This is a genomic window from Kitasatospora sp. NPDC127116, from assembly GCF_042677365.1.
GTDB classification, from domain to species: domain Bacteria; phylum Actinomycetota; class Actinomycetes; order Streptomycetales; family Streptomycetaceae; genus Kitasatospora; species Kitasatospora lactacystinica.
The window spans coordinates 1-16,032 of record NZ_JBHXTL010000176.1 but is presented as its reverse complement, the minus strand read 5'-3'; the positions used below and the strand labels follow the sequence as shown (position 1 = coordinate 16,032).

Annotated in this window: 16 protein-coding genes; 2 read left to right on the top strand and 14 right to left on the bottom strand. The window is 75.7% G+C overall.

The features are described from left to right. Positions 1-182 precede the first annotated feature (182 nt). Positions 183-1,097 (bottom strand): TIGR04222 domain-containing membrane protein, encoded by a 915-nt coding sequence (locus ACFVHV_RS39650; protein WP_380358193.1) that lies wholly within the window; start codon positions 1,095-1,097, stop codon positions 183-185. 347 nt (positions 1,098-1,444) lie between these two features. On the opposite strand from ACFVHV_RS39650, the gene ACFVHV_RS39645 reads away from it, so the two are divergent. Continuing rightward, complete coding sequence (locus ACFVHV_RS39645; RefSeq protein ID WP_380358190.1) at positions 1,445-1,762, top strand: hypothetical protein; 318 nt, start codon at positions 1,445-1,447, stop codon at positions 1,760-1,762. A 331-nt stretch (positions 1,763-2,093) separates the two neighbouring features. Here ACFVHV_RS39645 and ACFVHV_RS39640 read toward each other — a convergent pair whose 3' ends face one another. From ACFVHV_RS39640 to ACFVHV_RS39580, 13 genes are all read right to left on the bottom strand, one after another. Then, the gene (locus ACFVHV_RS39640) at positions 2,094-2,888 is read right to left on the bottom strand and encodes an MBL fold metallo-hydrolase (protein ID WP_359911880.1); all 795 of its coding nucleotides are present in this window, start codon (positions 2,886-2,888) and stop codon (positions 2,094-2,096) included. Between the two features lie 197 nt (positions 2,889-3,085). Then, complete coding sequence (locus ACFVHV_RS39635) at positions 3,086-4,021, bottom strand: alpha/beta hydrolase (RefSeq protein ID WP_380358187.1); 936 nt, start codon at positions 4,019-4,021, stop codon at positions 3,086-3,088. Then, positions 4,018-4,719, bottom strand: a complete 702-nt coding sequence (locus ACFVHV_RS39630; protein ID WP_359911886.1) for an indole-3-glycerol-phosphate synthase — start codon at positions 4,717-4,719, stop codon at positions 4,018-4,020. The genes ACFVHV_RS39635 and ACFVHV_RS39630 overlap by 4 nt, the downstream gene beginning before the upstream one ends. Continuing rightward, complete coding sequence (locus ACFVHV_RS39625; RefSeq protein WP_380358184.1) at positions 4,716-5,453, bottom strand: N-(5'-phosphoribosyl)anthranilate isomerase; 738 nt, start codon at positions 5,451-5,453, stop codon at positions 4,716-4,718. The genes ACFVHV_RS39630 and ACFVHV_RS39625 overlap by 4 nt, the downstream gene beginning before the upstream one ends. Further along, complete coding sequence (locus ACFVHV_RS39620; RefSeq protein ID WP_359911892.1) at positions 5,450-6,595, bottom strand: acyl-CoA dehydrogenase family protein; 1,146 nt, start codon at positions 6,593-6,595, stop codon at positions 5,450-5,452. The genes ACFVHV_RS39625 and ACFVHV_RS39620 overlap by 4 nt, the downstream gene beginning before the upstream one ends. Before the next feature lie 192 nt (positions 6,596-6,787). Continuing rightward, positions 6,788-7,162 (bottom strand): ectoine synthase, encoded by a 375-nt coding sequence (locus ACFVHV_RS39615; RefSeq protein ID WP_359911895.1) that lies wholly within the window; start codon positions 7,160-7,162, stop codon positions 6,788-6,790. Beyond that, positions 7,156-8,040, bottom strand: a complete 885-nt coding sequence (gene trpA / locus ACFVHV_RS39610; RefSeq protein ID WP_380358180.1) for a tryptophan synthase subunit alpha — start codon at positions 8,038-8,040, stop codon at positions 7,156-7,158. Before trpA ends, ACFVHV_RS39615 begins: the two co-directional genes overlap by 7 nt. Next, positions 8,033-9,163 carry a hypothetical protein gene (locus ACFVHV_RS39605; protein WP_380358177.1) on the bottom strand — a complete coding sequence of 377 codons (1,131 nt, stop codon included), beginning with the start codon at positions 9,161-9,163 and terminating at the stop codon, positions 8,033-8,035. The genes trpA and ACFVHV_RS39605 overlap by 8 nt, the downstream gene beginning before the upstream one ends. 5 nt (positions 9,164-9,168) lie before the next feature. Then, entirely contained in the window at positions 9,169-9,447 is a 279-nt protein-coding gene (locus ACFVHV_RS39600) for a phosphopantetheine-binding protein (RefSeq protein ID WP_359911904.1), read from the bottom strand. A gap of 67 nt (positions 9,448-9,514) precedes the next feature. Next, positions 9,515-11,119, bottom strand: coding sequence for an AMP-binding protein (locus ACFVHV_RS39595; protein ID WP_380358174.1), 1,605 nt, complete (start codon positions 11,117-11,119; stop codon positions 9,515-9,517). Positions 11,120-11,124: 5 nt separating this feature from the next. After that, the gene (locus ACFVHV_RS39590) at positions 11,125-11,991 is read right to left on the bottom strand and encodes a MaoC family dehydratase (RefSeq protein WP_359911910.1); all 867 of its coding nucleotides are present in this window, start codon (positions 11,989-11,991) and stop codon (positions 11,125-11,127) included. Next, complete coding sequence (locus ACFVHV_RS39585; protein WP_359911913.1) at positions 11,988-13,223, bottom strand: beta-ketoacyl-[acyl-carrier-protein] synthase family protein; 1,236 nt, start codon at positions 13,221-13,223, stop codon at positions 11,988-11,990. Before ACFVHV_RS39585 ends, ACFVHV_RS39590 begins: the two co-directional genes overlap by 4 nt. 74 nt (positions 13,224-13,297) lie before the next feature. Continuing rightward, positions 13,298-14,509, bottom strand: coding sequence for an aminotransferase class I/II-fold pyridoxal phosphate-dependent enzyme (locus ACFVHV_RS39580; protein ID WP_380358170.1), 1,212 nt, complete (start codon positions 14,507-14,509; stop codon positions 13,298-13,300). A gap of 469 nt (positions 14,510-14,978) precedes the next feature. On the opposite strand from ACFVHV_RS39580, the gene ACFVHV_RS39575 reads away from it, so the two are divergent. Beyond that, positions 14,979-15,851 carry a BTAD domain-containing putative transcriptional regulator gene (locus ACFVHV_RS39575; protein ID WP_359911919.1) on the top strand — a complete coding sequence of 291 codons (873 nt, stop codon included), beginning with the start codon at positions 14,979-14,981 and terminating at the stop codon, positions 15,849-15,851. Positions 15,852-16,032 lie beyond the last annotated feature (181 nt).

Here is a 16,032-nt window from a genome sequence, read left to right as displayed (position 1 = left end):
GACGCGGGCGGCGCCCCGGGGCCTCCCCCGAGCTTCCCCGGGGGCCCGGCCGGGAGCGGCACCGGTCCGGGCCGCCCCCTCGACTGCCCCGGCGAGCCGGGCGTATGCGCCGCCGGCCGGGCCGAGGTCCACGACGCGCCGCAGAACCGGGCCGCGCCCCGGGTGGCGGGGCGCCTCCCCGGTCAGAGACCGCCGCCGCAGCCCCCTCCGCAGCCGCCCCCGCAGGACGCGCCGCCGCAGCCCCCGCCCAGGCCCACGCCGCCGCTGCCGCCGCTGTGGGAGGTGGTGGTGCTCCTCGCGGCCGCGGCCCGGGCGAGGGCGTTCGAGCGGGCGCGGGCCGCCTCCCGGCAGATCCGCAGGTCGTGGCCGACGGGCAGGGCCGACAGCCCGCCCAGGGCCACCGTCGCCGGCCCCTGCCCGCGGCGCTCGGCCGTCCGGGCGTCGGCGAGCACGCGGGAGCCGAGCGCGGTCAGCGGGCGCAGCGGGCGCACGGGCGGCCGTACCCGGTGGTTGACCCACAGGGCGGCCGCGAACAGCGCGGTGAAGCCCACCGGCGGCAGGAGCCAGTTCTCGTGCCGTGCGAGCGTCCACACCAGGGCGGCCGCGCCCGCCGCGGCCACCGCGAGGAGCACCACGGGCATCCACCCGTAGGCCTTGCGCACCCGCTCGACCAGTTCCTCGTCGTCGAGCAGACCCGAGGCCGCCAGCCGCTTGCGCAACGCCTTCGCCTCCGGCGACCAGTCCACCGACGCGATCAGCTTCCCGATGTCGCCGGTGCGGGTGAACCTCAGCGAGCGCACGGCCACCGCCTCGAACCCGTCCCCGGCCCCGTCCGTGGCCCCGTCCCCGGTCGTGGCTGCCGTGGTCAGCGTGACGTCACCGGAGCGGGCGGCGACGATCCGGCCCCTGTCGTACATCTCCGCGAGTGTCAGCTCCGCCAGGTTCCCGTCCAGGCAGGCGAGTTCCTCCCGGTCGAGGTCGAAGTCCCGGCCCGTCGCGAGCCGTTCGGCCCGGTTCAGCTCGCGCAGCGCGCGGCGGCAGTGCACCCCGGCCGCGGCCAGGGCCGCCCCTGCTGCCGCCAGAAGGACCAGGACCACCCACATGACGCCCCCTCTCCCCACAGGTCGGCCCAGTGTGGGCGCGTCAGGGCCGGGCGGCAAGTCCCGGGCCCGGCAGGGGCCGTGGGATGTACCGGGCGCTGCACCGCCGGGGGCCGGACGGCGGGCCGCCCGGCCCCCGGTGCCGTCACGCACTGACAGGCGACCGGGCGACGGGGGCATTGACGCAGCCGTCCGCACACGCGGTGCCGTGGACGCCGTGGCCGGCGTGCGGGTCGGCGGCGGCGGACAGGGCGGGGACGTCTCGGCGGAGCGGGCGGCTTCCCTGCGGGGGCGGTCCCGGAAGGCGCCGGGGTAATGTCACGGGCCGACGGGGCGAACAGGGAGTGGGCGCCGCGGACCTGCCCAAGTCCGCGCCGGTACGGGCCGGAGGGGCGGGGCCAGTGGTCGGCGAGGGAGCGTGCGGCGACGCGGGCGACGGCTGCGTGGACGGGGGTGGGGCCGGAGACGAGTTCCAGCAGGCGCGGGGTGGTGGCGGGGACGGTGAGCAGGTGGGCGAGGACGGCGGCGGCGTCGGGGCGGTCGATCTCGCCGGGGCCGGTGTGTGCGGCGAGGTGGACCAGGCCGGTGCCGGGCCCGTCGTGGAACCAGGCGGGGCGCACCACGGTGCTGTCGAGGTCCGGGCGGGAGAGCTGGCCTGGTAGGCGCGGCCCTTGGCGCGCAGGAAGGTCTCCACGAGGGGGTCGGCCGGGTAGTGCGCGGCCGGGTCGGAGCCCATGGCCGACAGGAGGACGAAGCGGCGTGCCCCGGCGTGGTGGGCGGCGCCCTGTTCGGGGCGCCGGATGATCCCGGACACCCGCAGGCCCCGGCCTGTGAGCAGACGGGTGGTCAGGAGTGCGACCCTGCCGTGGCCGCCTGCGATGACTACCGGCATGCGGGCACCTTACGGTCCGGGTGCCCGCCGGCGGGCCCCGCCGTGCGGGTGGGGCGCGGCGGGGCCCGGGGTCGCGGTCAGAGGTCGTGGTCGGGGCCCGGTCAGACGGCGACGAAGCGGCGGTGGCCGTCGGCGGCGAGGACGCGGCCGAAGCGCATGCCGGGGAAGTGGGCGGCGACGAGGAGGTCGTCGGTGTCGGCGGCCCGGTCGGCGATGCGGTTGCGCGCGGCGGAGGCGGCGGCGGGGTCGATGTCCCAGACGACCTGCCAGTCGCGTTCGGCGAGTTGGACGACGGAGTGGACGACGTCGCCGAGCAGCAGGGCGCGTCGGCCGCCGGAGGAGAGCACGTAGACGGTGGTGCCGGGGGTGTGGCCGGGGGTGTGGAGGGCGTCGATGCCGGGGGCGAGGGTGGTGTCGGCGTCGAAGAGTTCGAGTTGTGCCTCGACGGGGGCGAGTTTGGCGACGGCCTCGGGGGTCGCCGCGTCGCCGGTGACGAAGTGCTGCCAGTCGGCGCGGTGGGCGCGGTAGGTGGCGTTGGGGAAGACGGGCCGGCCGTCGACGGCGGCCCAGCCGACGTGGTCGAAGTGGAGGTGGGTGAACAGGACGTCGGTGATGTCGGCGGGGGTGGCGCCGTGGGCGGCGAGGGAGTCGAGGAGTGCGCCGCCGCGGTACTTGCCGTCGTCGTGGGGGCCGACTCCGGCGTCGACGAGGACGGTGCGCTGCCCGCTGCGTACGAGGAAGCCGCCCAGGGGCAGGGTGAGGGTGCCGTCGGGTTCGAGGTGGTGGCGGTGGCAGGCCCAGGGGTCGTCGGTGCCGGGGCGGGTGAGGATGTCGGCGGCCCGTTCGCTGCCGGTTCCGTCGGTGATCGCCTGGACGTCGATGTCGCCGATCCTCATGTGTGTGCCCTCCTGTGGCCGGCTGTCGGTGTGCCCGTGGCGGACCGGGGTCCGTTCGTGGGCTGTCGACGGCAACCTTCCCGGGCGGTACGGGATTCCCGTGGGCGGCGCGCGGGGGGCGGGCCCCGCCGTCCCCTTGCCCGGGGGGACGGCGGGGCCTTCCTGCCACCCTGCGCCAGGTGGTCGGTGGGCTCTCGTCAGACGGTGGCGAGGGCGGGGGCCGGCACGGCGGCCGCACCAGCGGCGGGCGCGGCGGCGGCGGGCGCGGCGGCGGTGGCGGGCCGGGTGAGGCAGTCGTCGGTGAAGGCGAGGGCGCGCAGGTGGTAGGGGCGGGCGGCGTGGCCCAGGGAGAGGTTGTGGCCGGCGCCGTGGGCGGTGACCAGGTGGGCCAGGCCGGTGGGGAAGGCGGCGGTCAGGGCGGTGCGGGAGGCCTCGTCCAGGCGCCACCAGTGTTCGTGTTCGGCGAGGGTCAGGCGCACGGGGACGCGTACGCGGGCGGCGAGGGCGCTGTAGCGGGCGGGCCAGGTGGCCAGTTCGCGGGATTCGAGGGCGGGGACGGGGGTGAGCAGGGTGCGGGCGGCGTGGAAGGTGCCGGGCGGGTAGAGGTTGAGGGGGCCCCAGTTGAGGCGGCCGCCGCCGGCGAGGTCGTCGGGGCGGTCCCAGGCGCCGGGGGCGTAGTGCTGGGCGAGGCCGGAGATGTCGCAGCCGAGCAGGGGCAGGCGGGGGTCGTCGGGCCAGTGGGCGGCGAGTTGGAGGGCGATCTTGCCGCCGAAGGAGTGGGCGAGGAGTTGGACGCCGGCGCCGGTGTCGTGGGCGCGGGCGTAGTCGGTGAGGGCGGCGTGGAGGGTGGCGGCCTGGTCGGCGATGAGCTGGCCGGCCGGCAGGCGGTGGGCGGAGGCGCCGTGGCCGGGGCGGTCGACGGCGAGGACGGTGTAGCCGAGGTCGGCGGCGAGGTTGAGCAGGCTGGTGTCGGGGTGGGCGGGGCCGGCGAAGTAGGCGGCGCGCATGCCGCGGCCGTGGACGGCGAGGAGGACGGCTTTGGGGGCGCGGTCCTCGGGTTCGGCGACCAGGGCGGACAGCGGGATGCCGGCGGCGTCCAGGACCAGGGAGCGGGTGCGCAGGTCGGTTCTCACGCGGCGACTCCGGTGCGGGCGTTGTCGAGGTCGGCGAGCCAGCCGGTGAGGTCGGGGTTGCGCATGAGGGAGGTGCCGATGAGCAGTGCGGCGTAGCCGGCGTCCAGGAGGCGGGCGGCGTCGGCGGGGTCGGTGATGGCGGAGGCGGAGACGGGGGCGCGGCAGCCGGCCGCGCGCAGGGCGGGCAGCAGGCGCAGGCTGCGGCCGAGGTCGCCGCGGTCGCGTTCGCGGGTGCGGATGTCCTTGTTGTTGACGGCGACGACGCAGTCGGCGATGCGGGGCAGGGCGTCGAGTTCGCGTTCGTCGGTGATCTCGACGAAGGGGGTCAGGCCGAGGTCGAGGGCGCTGGTGACCAGGCGGGCGAGGGAGGTGGCGGGCAGCAGGGCGGCGGTGAGCAGGACGGCGGAGGCACCGAGTGCGCGGGCGGCTTCGAGTTGGGCGGGGCGGGTGAGGAAGTCCTTCTGCAGGACGGGCAGTTCGGTGGCGGCGGTGACTTCGCGCAGCAGGCGGGGGGTGCCGCCGAACCAGCGGCCGGTGACGACGGACAGGCAGGGGGCGCCGGCCTGTTCGTAGCGGGTGACGAGGTCGGTGACGGTGCGCGGGCCCAGGAGGTCGGTGCCGTGGGGGTCGCGGAGTTTGACTTCCATGACCAGGGGGCGGGCGGCGGTGAGCAGCGCGTCGATGAAGCTCGGGCTCATGCGGTCGTCTCCTGGAGGCGCGGGTGCCAGGCGCGGGTGAGGGCGGTGACGTTCTCGTGGGTGAAGCGGCCGGTGCGGTCGCGGGCGGCGGAGTCGATGTCGGCGCCGGCGTAGAGGGGGTGGTCGGTGATGGTGCGGTAGGTGTCGCGGTTGGTGGTGCTGAGGCCGCCGGCGAGGAGGAAGGGGATGGTGAGGCGGGGCAGCAGGGCGTGGACGTGGGCGGGGTCCAGGGGTTGGCCGGTGGAGCCGACGCGGCCGTCGTCGGTGACGGTGTCGAGGAGGAACAGGTCGCAGCCGGCGCGGGCGAAGGCGCCGGTGAAGGCGCGTTCGAGGCAGCGTCCTCGGGAGAGGTGGAGGACTTTGACGAGGACGGCGTAGGGCAGGTGTTCGCGCAGTTCGGCGACGAGGGCGGGGCTCTGGTAGGCGTGGAGCTGGATCCAGCGGATGCCGGTGGCGCGGGCGAGGGCGGCGAGGGTGGGGGCGTGGTCGAGGAAGGTGACCAGGACGGGTTCCAGGCCCAGGCGGATGGCGGTGGCGGCGAGGTCGGCGAGGCGGTCGGCCTCGAGTTCGGCGGGGCCGCCGGGGATGCCGTGCCACAGGCCGACCAGGGTGGGGCCGGTGTCGGCGAGGAGGGTGAGGTCGGCGCGGGTGCGGGCGCCGCAGACTTTGAGGTGGCCGCTGCGGGTGGGGGCGAGCGGGGCGGCGGGGGCGTGCGGGGCGGCGGGGGCGGTCATTTGCCGAGTCCGAGCATGGCGGCGATGCGGTTGTACTGGATCTCGTTGCTGCCGGAGTAGATGGTGCCGGCGACGGCGTTGCGCACGTCCTTCTCCAGTCCGTATTCGGACATGTAGCCGTTGCCGCCGAAGACCTGGACGGCGGCCAGGGAGGTGGCGAGGTTGGATTCGCTGGTGAGGAGTTTGGCGATGGCCATGTCGACGGTGACGTTGTCGCCGGCTTCCAGTCGCTGGGCGGTGTCGTACAGCCACTTGCGGGCGGTTTCCAGGCGGATCTTGGTGTCGACGATCTTGTTGGCGACGGACTGGTAGGAGCCGATGGGTTTGCCGAAGGACATGCGGGTCTTGGCGTAGTCGAGGCAGCGGGCGAGGCGGTGCTGCATCTCGCCGGTGTTGACGATGAAGGTGTAGAGGATCTCGCGTTTCATGACGTGGTCGAGGACGAGGAAGCCGCCGCCGACGCGGCCCAGGACGCGGTCGGCGCCGACGCGGACGTCGTCGAGGTAGAGCTCGGAGAGGGGGGAGGTGCGCAGGCCCATCTTCTTGACGGGGTTTCCGGTGGTGAGGCCGGGGGTGTCGGCGTCGACGAGGAAGGCGGTGACGCCGAGGGCTCCGCCCTGGGGGTGGGTGCGGGCGTAGACGACGACGACGTCGGCGACGGGGCCGTTGGAGACGAAGGTCTTGGAGCCGTTGAGGACGAAGTGGTCGCCGTCGCGTACGGCGCGGGTGCGCATCTGCATGGCGTCGGAGCCGGATTCGGACTCGGTGATGGCGTGGGCGCCGATGGCGTCGCCGGAGGCGATGCGGGGCAGGTAGGCGTCCTTGAGGGCGGGTGAGCCGAAGGCCTGGAGGGGGACGCCGGTGGAGGCCATGGAGGTGGTGACGGAGAAGTTGAGGCCGCCGTCGCGGCAGGTCTGGCCGAGGCCTTCGAGGACGTACATGGTGGTGAGCAGGGACTGGCCCAGGCCGCCGTGGCGTTCGTCGAAGGGCAGGGAGAGGATGCCGGTCTTCTGGATCAGGCGCCACTTGTCGTGGGAGAAGGCGGCCTGTTCGTCGCCTTCGATGTGGCCGGCGCTGAGGTCGTCGCCGAAGCGGGCCAGGCCCTCGCGCAGGGCCGTCTGGTCGGCGTTCCAGCGGATCATCGGGGGTGCCGCCTTCCTCCCGGGCCGTCGGGGCCCGGGGTGGCAGGCCGGCGCCCGGTGGCGCCGGCTGACGTCGGTTCCAGGGCCCGTGCGGGGGCCCTGGCCCCCGGGCGGTGGGTGGGGGCGGCGGGCCCCGGGTGGGGCGCGGGGTGCCTGGCGGGGGTGCCTGGCCGCGGGTGCCTGGCGGGGTGGCTAGTAGGCGGAGGAGGAGTGGGCGTCGAGCTGGTGGACCTCGTCGCCGCGCAGGGCCGGGGAGAAGACGCAGACCAGGCGCAGGTCCTCGTGGGGGCCGGCGACCAGGTAGTGGGCGTCGTGCTCGTCGAGGGCGTAGAGGCGTCCGGGGGTGATGGGGTGGGAGTTGCCGTCCATGTCGATGACCTCGCCGGAGCCGGCGATGCAGTAGCAGGCCTCCAGGTGGTTGCGGTACTCCAGGCGGGACTTGGTGCCGGCGTTGACGATGGTGTCGGTGAGGCTGTAGCCGAGGTTGTCGCTCTCGACGAGGAAGCGGCGGGACAGGCCGTTGCCCCACTCGACGGTCTTCACGTCGGCCAGGTCGCGGATCAGCATGCGGGTTGTTCCTCTCGGGTGGTGGTGCCGGGGGTGGTGGGGGTGTGCGTGGTGGCGCGGGGTCCGCCTCTTGCGTCCGGGTGAGGGGGGCGGGCGGGGCGGAGGTCGGTGAGGAAGGCGCGCAGTTCGGTGACGGCGTCCAGGCCGTGGGCGGCTGCGTGTTCCAGGCGGGCGACGGCGGCGGAGCCGACGATGGCGGCGTCGGCGCCGGTGGCGGTGACGGCGTCCAGGTCGGCGGCGGTCCTGACGCCGAAGCCGATGGCGACGGGGGTCGCGGGGGCGGCGGTGCGCAGGGTGGCGACGGTGGCGGCCAGGGCGCGGTGGCCGGTGGTGGGGGTGGTGCCGGAGCGGCCGTAGTGGGCGACGAGGTAGACGTAGGCGCCGGTGGCGTCGCGGGCGGCGGCGGCGAGGACGTCGGGGGCGGAGGCGGGGTAGCAGGTGGTGACCTGCGGGAGGCCTTCGTCGCGCAGGGCCTGCTGCCAGGCGGGGCGCAGGCGTGGGGGCAGGGCGTGGACGAGCAGGGCGCGGGCTCCGGCGGCGGTGGCGGCGCGCGCGGTGGCGGCGGGGTCGCGGTGGCGCAGGCTGTGGCTCCAGTCGGCGAGCAGGACGACCTTGAGGTGGCGCAGCCGGGGGGTGAGGTCGGTGAGGTCGGCGAGGACGGTGTCCCAGGTGGTGCCGGCGTGCAGGGCGCGGGTGGCGGAGCGGCGGATGACGGGGCCGTCGGTGGGCGAGTCGGGGAAGGGGACGGCGAGTTCGAGGACGTCGACGCGCTGCTCGTCGAGCATGAGGGCGAGGTCGGTGAGGCGGTCGGCGGGGTCGCCGGCGTTGAGGAACAGGGCGAGGCCGGGGCGGTCCTGGGGGAAGAGGGGTTCAGGCACGGGTGGCCTCCGGTCGGCGGGCCGCGGGGTCCGGGGCGGCGGTCCCGGCGGCCGGTGGCGCGGGTGCCGCCGGTGCCGCGGGTGGCGCCGGTGCCGCGGGGCGGGCGGGGCGGGCGGGTGCGGTGGCGAGGCGTTCGGCCAGGGCGCGGGGGGTGCCGTCGGCGAGGGCGTCCAGGGCGGCGTCGTAGGCGGTGTTCCAGTGGGTGTGGCGGCCGGAGGCCAGGGCGAGGGCGGCGGCGTTGAGGGCGATGGTGCGGGTGGCGGTGGTGCCGGCCTGTCCGGCGAGGGCGCGCAGGAAGTGGCCGGTGAGGTCGCCGGGGTGGGGGGCGAGGTCGGCGAGGGTGCCGGTGTCGGGGGCGACGCAGCCGGCGGGCAGGTGGACGGTGCCGGTGGGGGTGTGCAGGGTGTTGTCGGCGAAGGGCAGGAGTTCGTCGGCGCCGGTGCGGTTGTGGGCCAGCCACACGGTGCGGGCGGGCAGGCGGGCGGCCAGGGGGCGCAGGGCGTCGAGGGCGGCGGGGGTGGAGACGCCGGTGAGCTGGGCGGTGACGGGGACGGTGGCGAGCAGGGGGCCGAGGGTGTTGAGGAAGGCGCCGAAGGGTTTGAGGGTGAGCGGGTAGAGGGTGCGGGCCAGGCGGGTCAGGGGCGGCGGGTAGACGTGCGGGCCGGCGAAGGCGATGTTGTGGCGGGCGAGGTGGTCGGCGGTGGCGGCGTGGCCGGAGGTGAGGGTGATGCCCAGGCGCTCCAGGAGGTCGACGGAGCCGGCGGCGCTGGTGTAGGCGCGGGAGCCGGTCTTGACGACGGGGATGCCGATGGCGGCGGCGGTGAGGGCGGCGGCGGTGGAGAGGTTGAAGGTGGCCGGTCCGCCGCCGGTGCCGACGATGTTGACGCTGTGGGGGTGGGCGGGGCCGGGGTCGGGGGTGCGTTCGGTGAGCGAGGTGACCAGGGCGGCGAGGGTGTCCGGGTCGGGCAGGCGGGTGGTGAGGCCGGCCAGCAGGGCCGCCGCCTGGGCCCGGTCGGTGTCGGCCGGGCCCAGGGTGCGGTGTTCGAGCTGGTCCCACCACGAGTGCCAGGCCTCGGCGTCGACGGGGCGGGCGGCGAGGAGCGCGGTGAGGGCCGGGTGCACGGGTGTCAGCCGCCCACGGTGGCCGCGGCGGCGGTGGCGGCGGTGCGGCGTTCGGTGATGAAGGCGTCGATGGCGGCGACCGAGCGGAAGTTGTTGGGGTCGAGGTCGGTGTCGTCGACGGGCAGGGCGAAGTGGTCCTCGACCCAGGCGATGAGCTTGAGGACGCCGAGGCTGTCGATGACGCCGTCGGAGAGCAGGTCGTGGTCGTCGGCGAGCTGGTCGGGGGTGATGTCGGGCAGGAACTCCTCGATGAGGAACCGCTTGATCCGGTCGATGTTGCTCATGGCGGGCAACTCCCTTGCGTGGATGGGTTGTTGGCGTTCGGTGGTGCGGGGCGCGGGGTGCGGGGTTTCAGGGGGCGGGCAGGACGGCTTTGCGGTCGACCTTGCCGGTGGCGGTCTTGGGCAGGGGGGTGTCGTGGATGGCGAGTTTCTCGGGGACGGCGGCGCGCGGCAGGTTGCGGGCCAGGTGCTCGCGCAGGACGAGGCTGTTGAGGGTGGAGCCGGGGGTGCGCTGGACGGCGGCGTGCAGGCGTTTGCCGGTGAGCGGGTCGCTCGCGGCGGCGACGGCGGCCTCCCGCACGTCGGGGTGGGCGAGCAGGACGCGTTCGATCTCGGCGGTGTTGACGGCGACGCCGCGGACCTTGACCTGGAAGTCGGCGCGGCCGGTGAGGTGGATGCGGCCGCTGTCGTCGCGGGTGACGAGGTCGCCGGTGCGGAACCAGCGCCGTCCCTCGCCTGCGCCCTCGGGGCGGGTGGTGAAGCGTCCGGTGTCGCGGGAGCGGTCGAGGTAGCCGGCGGCCTGGAAGGGGGTGGAGACGTGGAGTTCGCCGCTGCCGGGGCCGGTGAGGGGGGTGCCGTCGGCGGTGGTGATGAGGGTGCGCACGCCGGGCAGGGGCTCGCCGATGGGCACGGGCAGGGCGGCCGCGGCGTCCAGGCGGTCCAGGCGGTGCAGGAAGCTGTCGTTGGTCTCGGTGCAGCCGTAGATGTTGTACAGGTGGGCGTTCGGCAGCAGGGCGGGCAGCGCGGCGAGCGTGCGGGCGTCGATGGCGTCGCCGGTGAACGCGGCGTGCTCGACGCTGTCCAGCACGGCGGCGGCGGGGCCGGCGGCCTGGACGAGCAGGGCGTAGGCCAGGGGGACGGCCTGCAGCACGTGGGGGCGGTGACGGGTCAGCAGGGTGAGCAGGTGGCGGGCGTTGAGGGCGTGGGCGGGGTCGATGAGCAGGCAGGTGCCGCCGGCGGCGAGGGTGGCCCACACGTCGAGCAGGGCGAGGTCGAAGTTGAGGGGCGCGTAGTTGGCGACGACGCGTCCGGGCCCGAGGTCGAAGGTGTCGTGGGCCCAGGCGGTGAAGCGGTCCACGGCCGACCGGGCGAGGGGGACGATCTTGGGCAGGTCGGTGGAGCCGGAGGTGGTGAGCATGAAGGAGGTGCCGGCCGCGAGGGTGGGCACCGGCGCGGGGTGGGGCAGGGCGGGCAGGGCGGGGGTGTCCTGGCCGAGGGGCGCGAGCAGGCGCCGGGCGCCGGCCTGGGCGAAGAGGGCGGCCAGCAGGGCGGGGGCGAGCTGCGGGGAGGGCAGCAGGAAGGGCCGGCGTTCCATCAGGCAGGCCAGCACCAGGGCGATCGCGCCGGGCGACTTGACGGCGTACAGGCCCACCGGCTCCCCCGGTGCCAGCCGCAGGGCCCTCAGGCGGGCGCGTTCGGCCTCGGCGGCCTCGGCGAGCTCGCCGTAGGTGACGGTGTGCTCGTGCCACAGCAGGGCCGGGGCGGTGGGGCGGGTGCGGGCGTGGGCGGTGAACGCGTCGGGCAGCGCCAGCGGCGCCGGCGGCGCGGGGGCCGCACCCGGGGCGCCCGTCGCGCTCGTCGCGGTCGTGCCGGTCGCGGGGTTCGTGCCGGTGGCGGTCGCGGGGTTCGTGCCGGTGGCGGTCGCGGGGTTCGTGGCGGTGGGGTTCGTGGTCACGGGGTTCACTCCCCCGCCGGTGCGATGCGTGCCCAGCCGGCCTTGACGGCGGTGCCGGTGGCGGTGGCGACGGTGAAGCGCACCACGGTGCCCCGGTCGTGGGGCTGCAGGGTCAGGCGCAGTTCGGTGCCGGGCACGGTGGGGGCGGCGAAGCGGGCGCCGAGGGCGGTGACGCGGGCGGGGTCGCCGTCGGCGTGCAGGTCGGTGATCCGTTCGGCGGCCAGGGCGACGAGGTGCATGCCGTGGGCGATGGCGGTGGGGAAGCCGGCCGCCCTGGCGGCGTCCTCGTCGAGGTGGATGGGGTTGAGGTCGCCGGAGGCGTGGGCGTAGGCGGTGGTGTCGGCGGCGCTCAGGACGTGGGTGGAGACGTGGCCGGTGCCGTCGGGGGCGGTGCCGGGGTGGGCGGCGGCGGGCAGGGCGCCGTGGGGTTCGGTGCGGGTGGCGCCCAGCAGGAGGGCGGCGGTGGCGAGGTCGGCGACGGGGGCGCCGGTGGCGGCGTCGGTGAGGCGGGTGGTCAGGGCCAGGCGGGTGCCGCGGGCCTCGCGGCGCACCGCGGTGACCTCGACGGCGATGTCGAGGTCGCCCGGGGCGAGGGGGGCGTGGGTGCGGATCTCCTGGGCGAGGTGGACCACGCCGGTGAAGCCCGGGTCGCCGGCGGTCAGGGCGGTGACGGTGTGCTGGGCGAGGGCGTGGGCGGCGACGAAGGGGTGTGCGGGGCTGGCCCCCTCGCGCCGCGGGGCGCCCAGGTGGGCGCGGGCGGCGGCGCGGTAGGCCGTCAGGTCCTGCGCGCTGATGTGCAGGCGGGTGCGCGGGACGGGTCCCGGCGCGGCGGTGGTCGCGGCGGGGGCGGGGGCGGTCGTGGGCGGGGTCATAGCGGGGTCACCACCAGGGTCGTGTTGTGGCCGCCGAAGCCGAACGAGTTGGACAGGGCCGCGCCGGCGCGGATCGGGCGCGGCGCGGTGTGCACGACGTCGAGGTCCAGGCCCTCTTCGGTCTTCTCGTGGTTGGCGGTGGGAGGGACGGTGCGCTCGTTCATGGCCCCGATGGCGGCGATCAGCTCGACGGCTCCGGCGGCGCCGATCAGGTGGCCGATGGCGCCCTTGGTGGAGGTGACCGGCACGCCGTGGGGGCCGAACACGGCGCGCAGGGCGGCGGCCTCGGCCCGGTCGTTGTGCACGGTGGAGGTGCCGTGGGCGTTGACGTGGGCGATGTCGCCGGGGGCCAGGCCCGCGTCGGCGAGGGCGGCGCGCATCGCGGCGACGGCGCCGGCGCCGTCGGGGCGCGGGTTGGACAGGTGGTAGGCGTCCGCGCTGGCCCCGTACCCGGCGAGCAGCGCGTAGGGGGTGCGGCGGCGGGCGCGGGCGTCGTCCAGGCGTTCCAGGACGAGGAAGCCGGCGCCCTCGCCCATCACGAAGCCGTCGCGGTCGGCGTCGAAGGGCCGTGAGGCGCGGGCGGGTTCGTCGTTGCGCAGGGAGTGCGCGCCGAGGTTGCCGAACGCGGCCAGGGTGACGGGGGTCAAGGTGGCCTCGCAGCCGCCGGCGATCACCACGTCCGCGCGTCCGCTTTCCAGCAGCAGTGCCGCGTGGCCGATCGCGTCCGCGCTGGAGGCGCAGGTGGTGGCGATGGTCAGTGCCGGGCCGCTCCAGTGCAGGCGCATCGCGATCTGGGCGGCGGCGGCGTTGGGCATGGTGACCAGCGGCATCAGCGGGGAGACGCGCAGCGGGCCGTGCTGGGTGTACAGCGCGGACTCGCGGTCGCTGGTGGTGCGTCCGCCCACGGCGGTGCCGACCACGATGGCGCTGCGCCCGGGTTCGGGCTCGGGGTGGCCGGCGTCGGCGTGGGCGGCCAGGGCGGCGAGGGTGCCGTAGCGGGCGAAGGGGTCCAGGCGGCGGGCGTCCTTGGCGGGCAGGTGCGCGGTGTCGGGCAGGTCGGTGACGCGGCAGCCCAGGCGCACCCGGTGGCGGGCCAGGGCGGGGTCGGTCAGGGCGGTGGCGGTGGAGCGGCCGGAGGCGACGGTGCGCCACAGGTCCTGGACGCCGTGGCCGGCGGGGCTGACGACGCCGAGGCCGGTGACGGCGATCGGCGGCCGGTGGTGGGGGGCCATGGCTTCGTCTCCTTCGCGCTGCACGCGGGCGGCCCGGCGGTGGGAAAAAGAGGGGGTGAGGGGGTGGGGGCGGGTCAGATCAGGCCGGTCTGGGCGGCGGCGGTCAGGAACGCCTCGGCGGCGAAGTCGATGTCGGCGGCGGTGTGGCGGGCGGTGACCGCGATGCGCAGCCGGGCGAGGTCGTTGGGGACGGCGGGGGTGACGACGGGCAGGCCGATGACGCCGGCCTTGCGGCAGGCGGTGGCGTAGTCGTAGGCGGCGTCGTCGCTGCCGGCGATGACGGGCAGGACGGCGGTGGTGGAGTGCATGGTGGAGATGCCGGCGTCGTTGAGGCGCTGGCGCAGGCGCCGGGCCTGGGTCTGGGTGTGGGTGACGCGTTCGGGTTCGCGGCGCAGGATGCGCAGGGATTCCAGGGCGGCGCCGGTCTGGGCGGGGCCGAGGGCGGCGGAGAACAGGAACGGGCGGGCGGCGTAGCGCAGGTGGCCGATGAGGTCGTGGCTGCCGGCGACCCAGCCGCCCATGGAGGGGATGGCCTTGGAGAGGGTGCCGAGTTTGACGTCGACGCGGACCTTGTGGTCGAAGTGTTCCTCGATGCCGCCGCCGGTGGCGCCGATGACGCCCAGGGCGTGGGCCTCGTCGACCATGAGCAGGGCGTCGTAGCGGTCGCAGACCTCGCGCAGTTCGGGCAGCGGGGCGATGTCGCCGTCCATGGAGTAGACGCTGTCGACGATGACCAGGCGCACGCCGGTGGGGGCGGCGGCCTTGAGGCGGCGCTCGAGGTGGTCGACGTCGTTGTGGCGGAAGCGGGTGACGGTGGCGCCGGACAGGCGGCAGCCGTCGACGATGGAGGCGTGGTCGTACTTGTCGATCAGGACGGTGTCGCCGGCGCCGACCAGGGCGCCGACGGTGCCGACGTTGGCGGCGTAGCCGGAGCCGAAGACCAGGGCGCGTTCGCGGCGGGCGAAGCGGGCGACCTCGGCCTCCAGTTCCTCGTGCAGGGGGATGGTGCCGGCCAGGGCCCGTACGCCGTGGTTGCCGGTGCCGTAGACGTCGACGGCGGCCTTGGCGGCGGCCACGACGCGTTCGTCGCCGGCCAGGCCGAGGTAGCTGTAGCCGGACATCATGAGCAGGCGCTCGCCGTCGAGGTCGCAGTAGGCGCTGTCGCGTTCCATGGTGTAGGCGACGAAGCTGTTGCGCCGGGAGGGGTCGGACTCCAGTGCGGCCACGCGGGCGTTGGTTGCGGCGAGCTTCGGCTCCAGGCGGTTCCATGCTCCGGTGGCGTTCACGGGCGTTTCTCCTTCACGGCGTCACGGTTTTCACGGCTTTCGCGGGCATTCGGCTTCCCGTCCGCGGGGGCGGGGGCCCGGGGTGGCTGCGGGGGTGTTTTCTCGAAGCCTTCACGCGGGGTGCTCAAGGATGGCTACATTTCTACGGCAGGATGCGCAAGGCGTCCGCAATAGCCGCTTTCCTGGCCTGCGGGAACGCTCTGACGTGCAGAAACCTTGCGTCCACGACGCATTGACCGGCCGGTGGGTATGTTTTCCGGGCCGGTGTTGACACCGCGCGATGCGGCGAATGTATGGTCGAAATCCGCTGAAACCGAACGGCTGGTCGGCGGTTTATTGTTCCGATCCGCGATTTCCCGCGCCGACGGCCGGAGACGGGCCGTCACTTCTGCTTTGACTCAAGGGGGTTGGAGCTCGTGTCGAATGGCTTCAGGGAAGACGGTCCGTCCGGCAGATCGGGGGCGCGCGCATGCTGATCCGCCTCACCGGTCTGGTGGCCGTCGAGCACCAGGACGGCGCCCCGCAGCACCTGTCCAGCGCCCAGGCCCAGGTGGCGTTCGCCCGCCTGGTGCTGGAGCGTTCCAGCGGCACCAGCCGCGACCAGCTGGCCGACACCATCTGGCCCGACGGCCTGCCCGACACGTGGGCCTCCGCGCTGCGCAGCGTGGTCTCCCGGGTGCGGGCCTTCGTCACCGCGCCGGGTCAGGGCCCGGGTGCGACCCCGTTGATCGCCCAGGGCGGGCGGTACGTGCTGCGGCTGCCCGCGGACGCGGCCGTGGACCTGGAGGCGGCGGCCTCGGCGGTGGGCGAGGCCGGCGAGGCGCTGGCGGCGGGCGGCCACGCGGTGGCCCAGCAGCTGGCCGCGGGGGCGCTGTCGAACCTGCGCGGGGCGTTCCTGCCCGACCACGAGGGCGAGTGGGCGCAGGGGGTGCGCGAGCACGTGGAGGAGTTGCGCATCGGTGCGCTGGAGACGGCGAGTCTGGCGGCCTCCGCGCTCGGCGAGGAGCACCACGCGCTGCGCTGGGCCGACGAGGCGGTGCGCCGGGCCCCGTTCCGCGAGAGCGCCTACCGCTGCCGGATGGAGGCGCTGGCCGCCGCCGGCAACCGGGCCGAGGCGCTGCGCTGCTACCAGCAGTTGCGTCAGGTGCTGGCGGAGGAGTTGGGCATCGACCCGGCCGCCGAGACCCAGGAGCTCTACCTCGCGCTGCTGCGCACTCCCGCCCCCGCGGCGCCCGCTCCGGCGGCGGTGCGGGCGGTGGACCCGGTGCTGATGGGGATCTTCGAGCCGCTGGCGCTGGCCCGCCTGGCCCGTCCGGTGCCCGCGCCGGTGCGCGCCGCCTGAGGCCCGCCCCTTCCCCTCCTTTTCCCTCCTTCTTCCCTCCGCCGCCCGCCGCCGCCCGGCGCTGTCCGGCCCGCCCGGCGCTGTCCGGTCCGTCCGGCGCGCCCGGCCCGCCCGGCGCTGTCCGCCGCCGTCCGGTCCGTCCGGCGCGCCCGGCCCGTGCGCCGTGTCCGCCGTGTTCCGC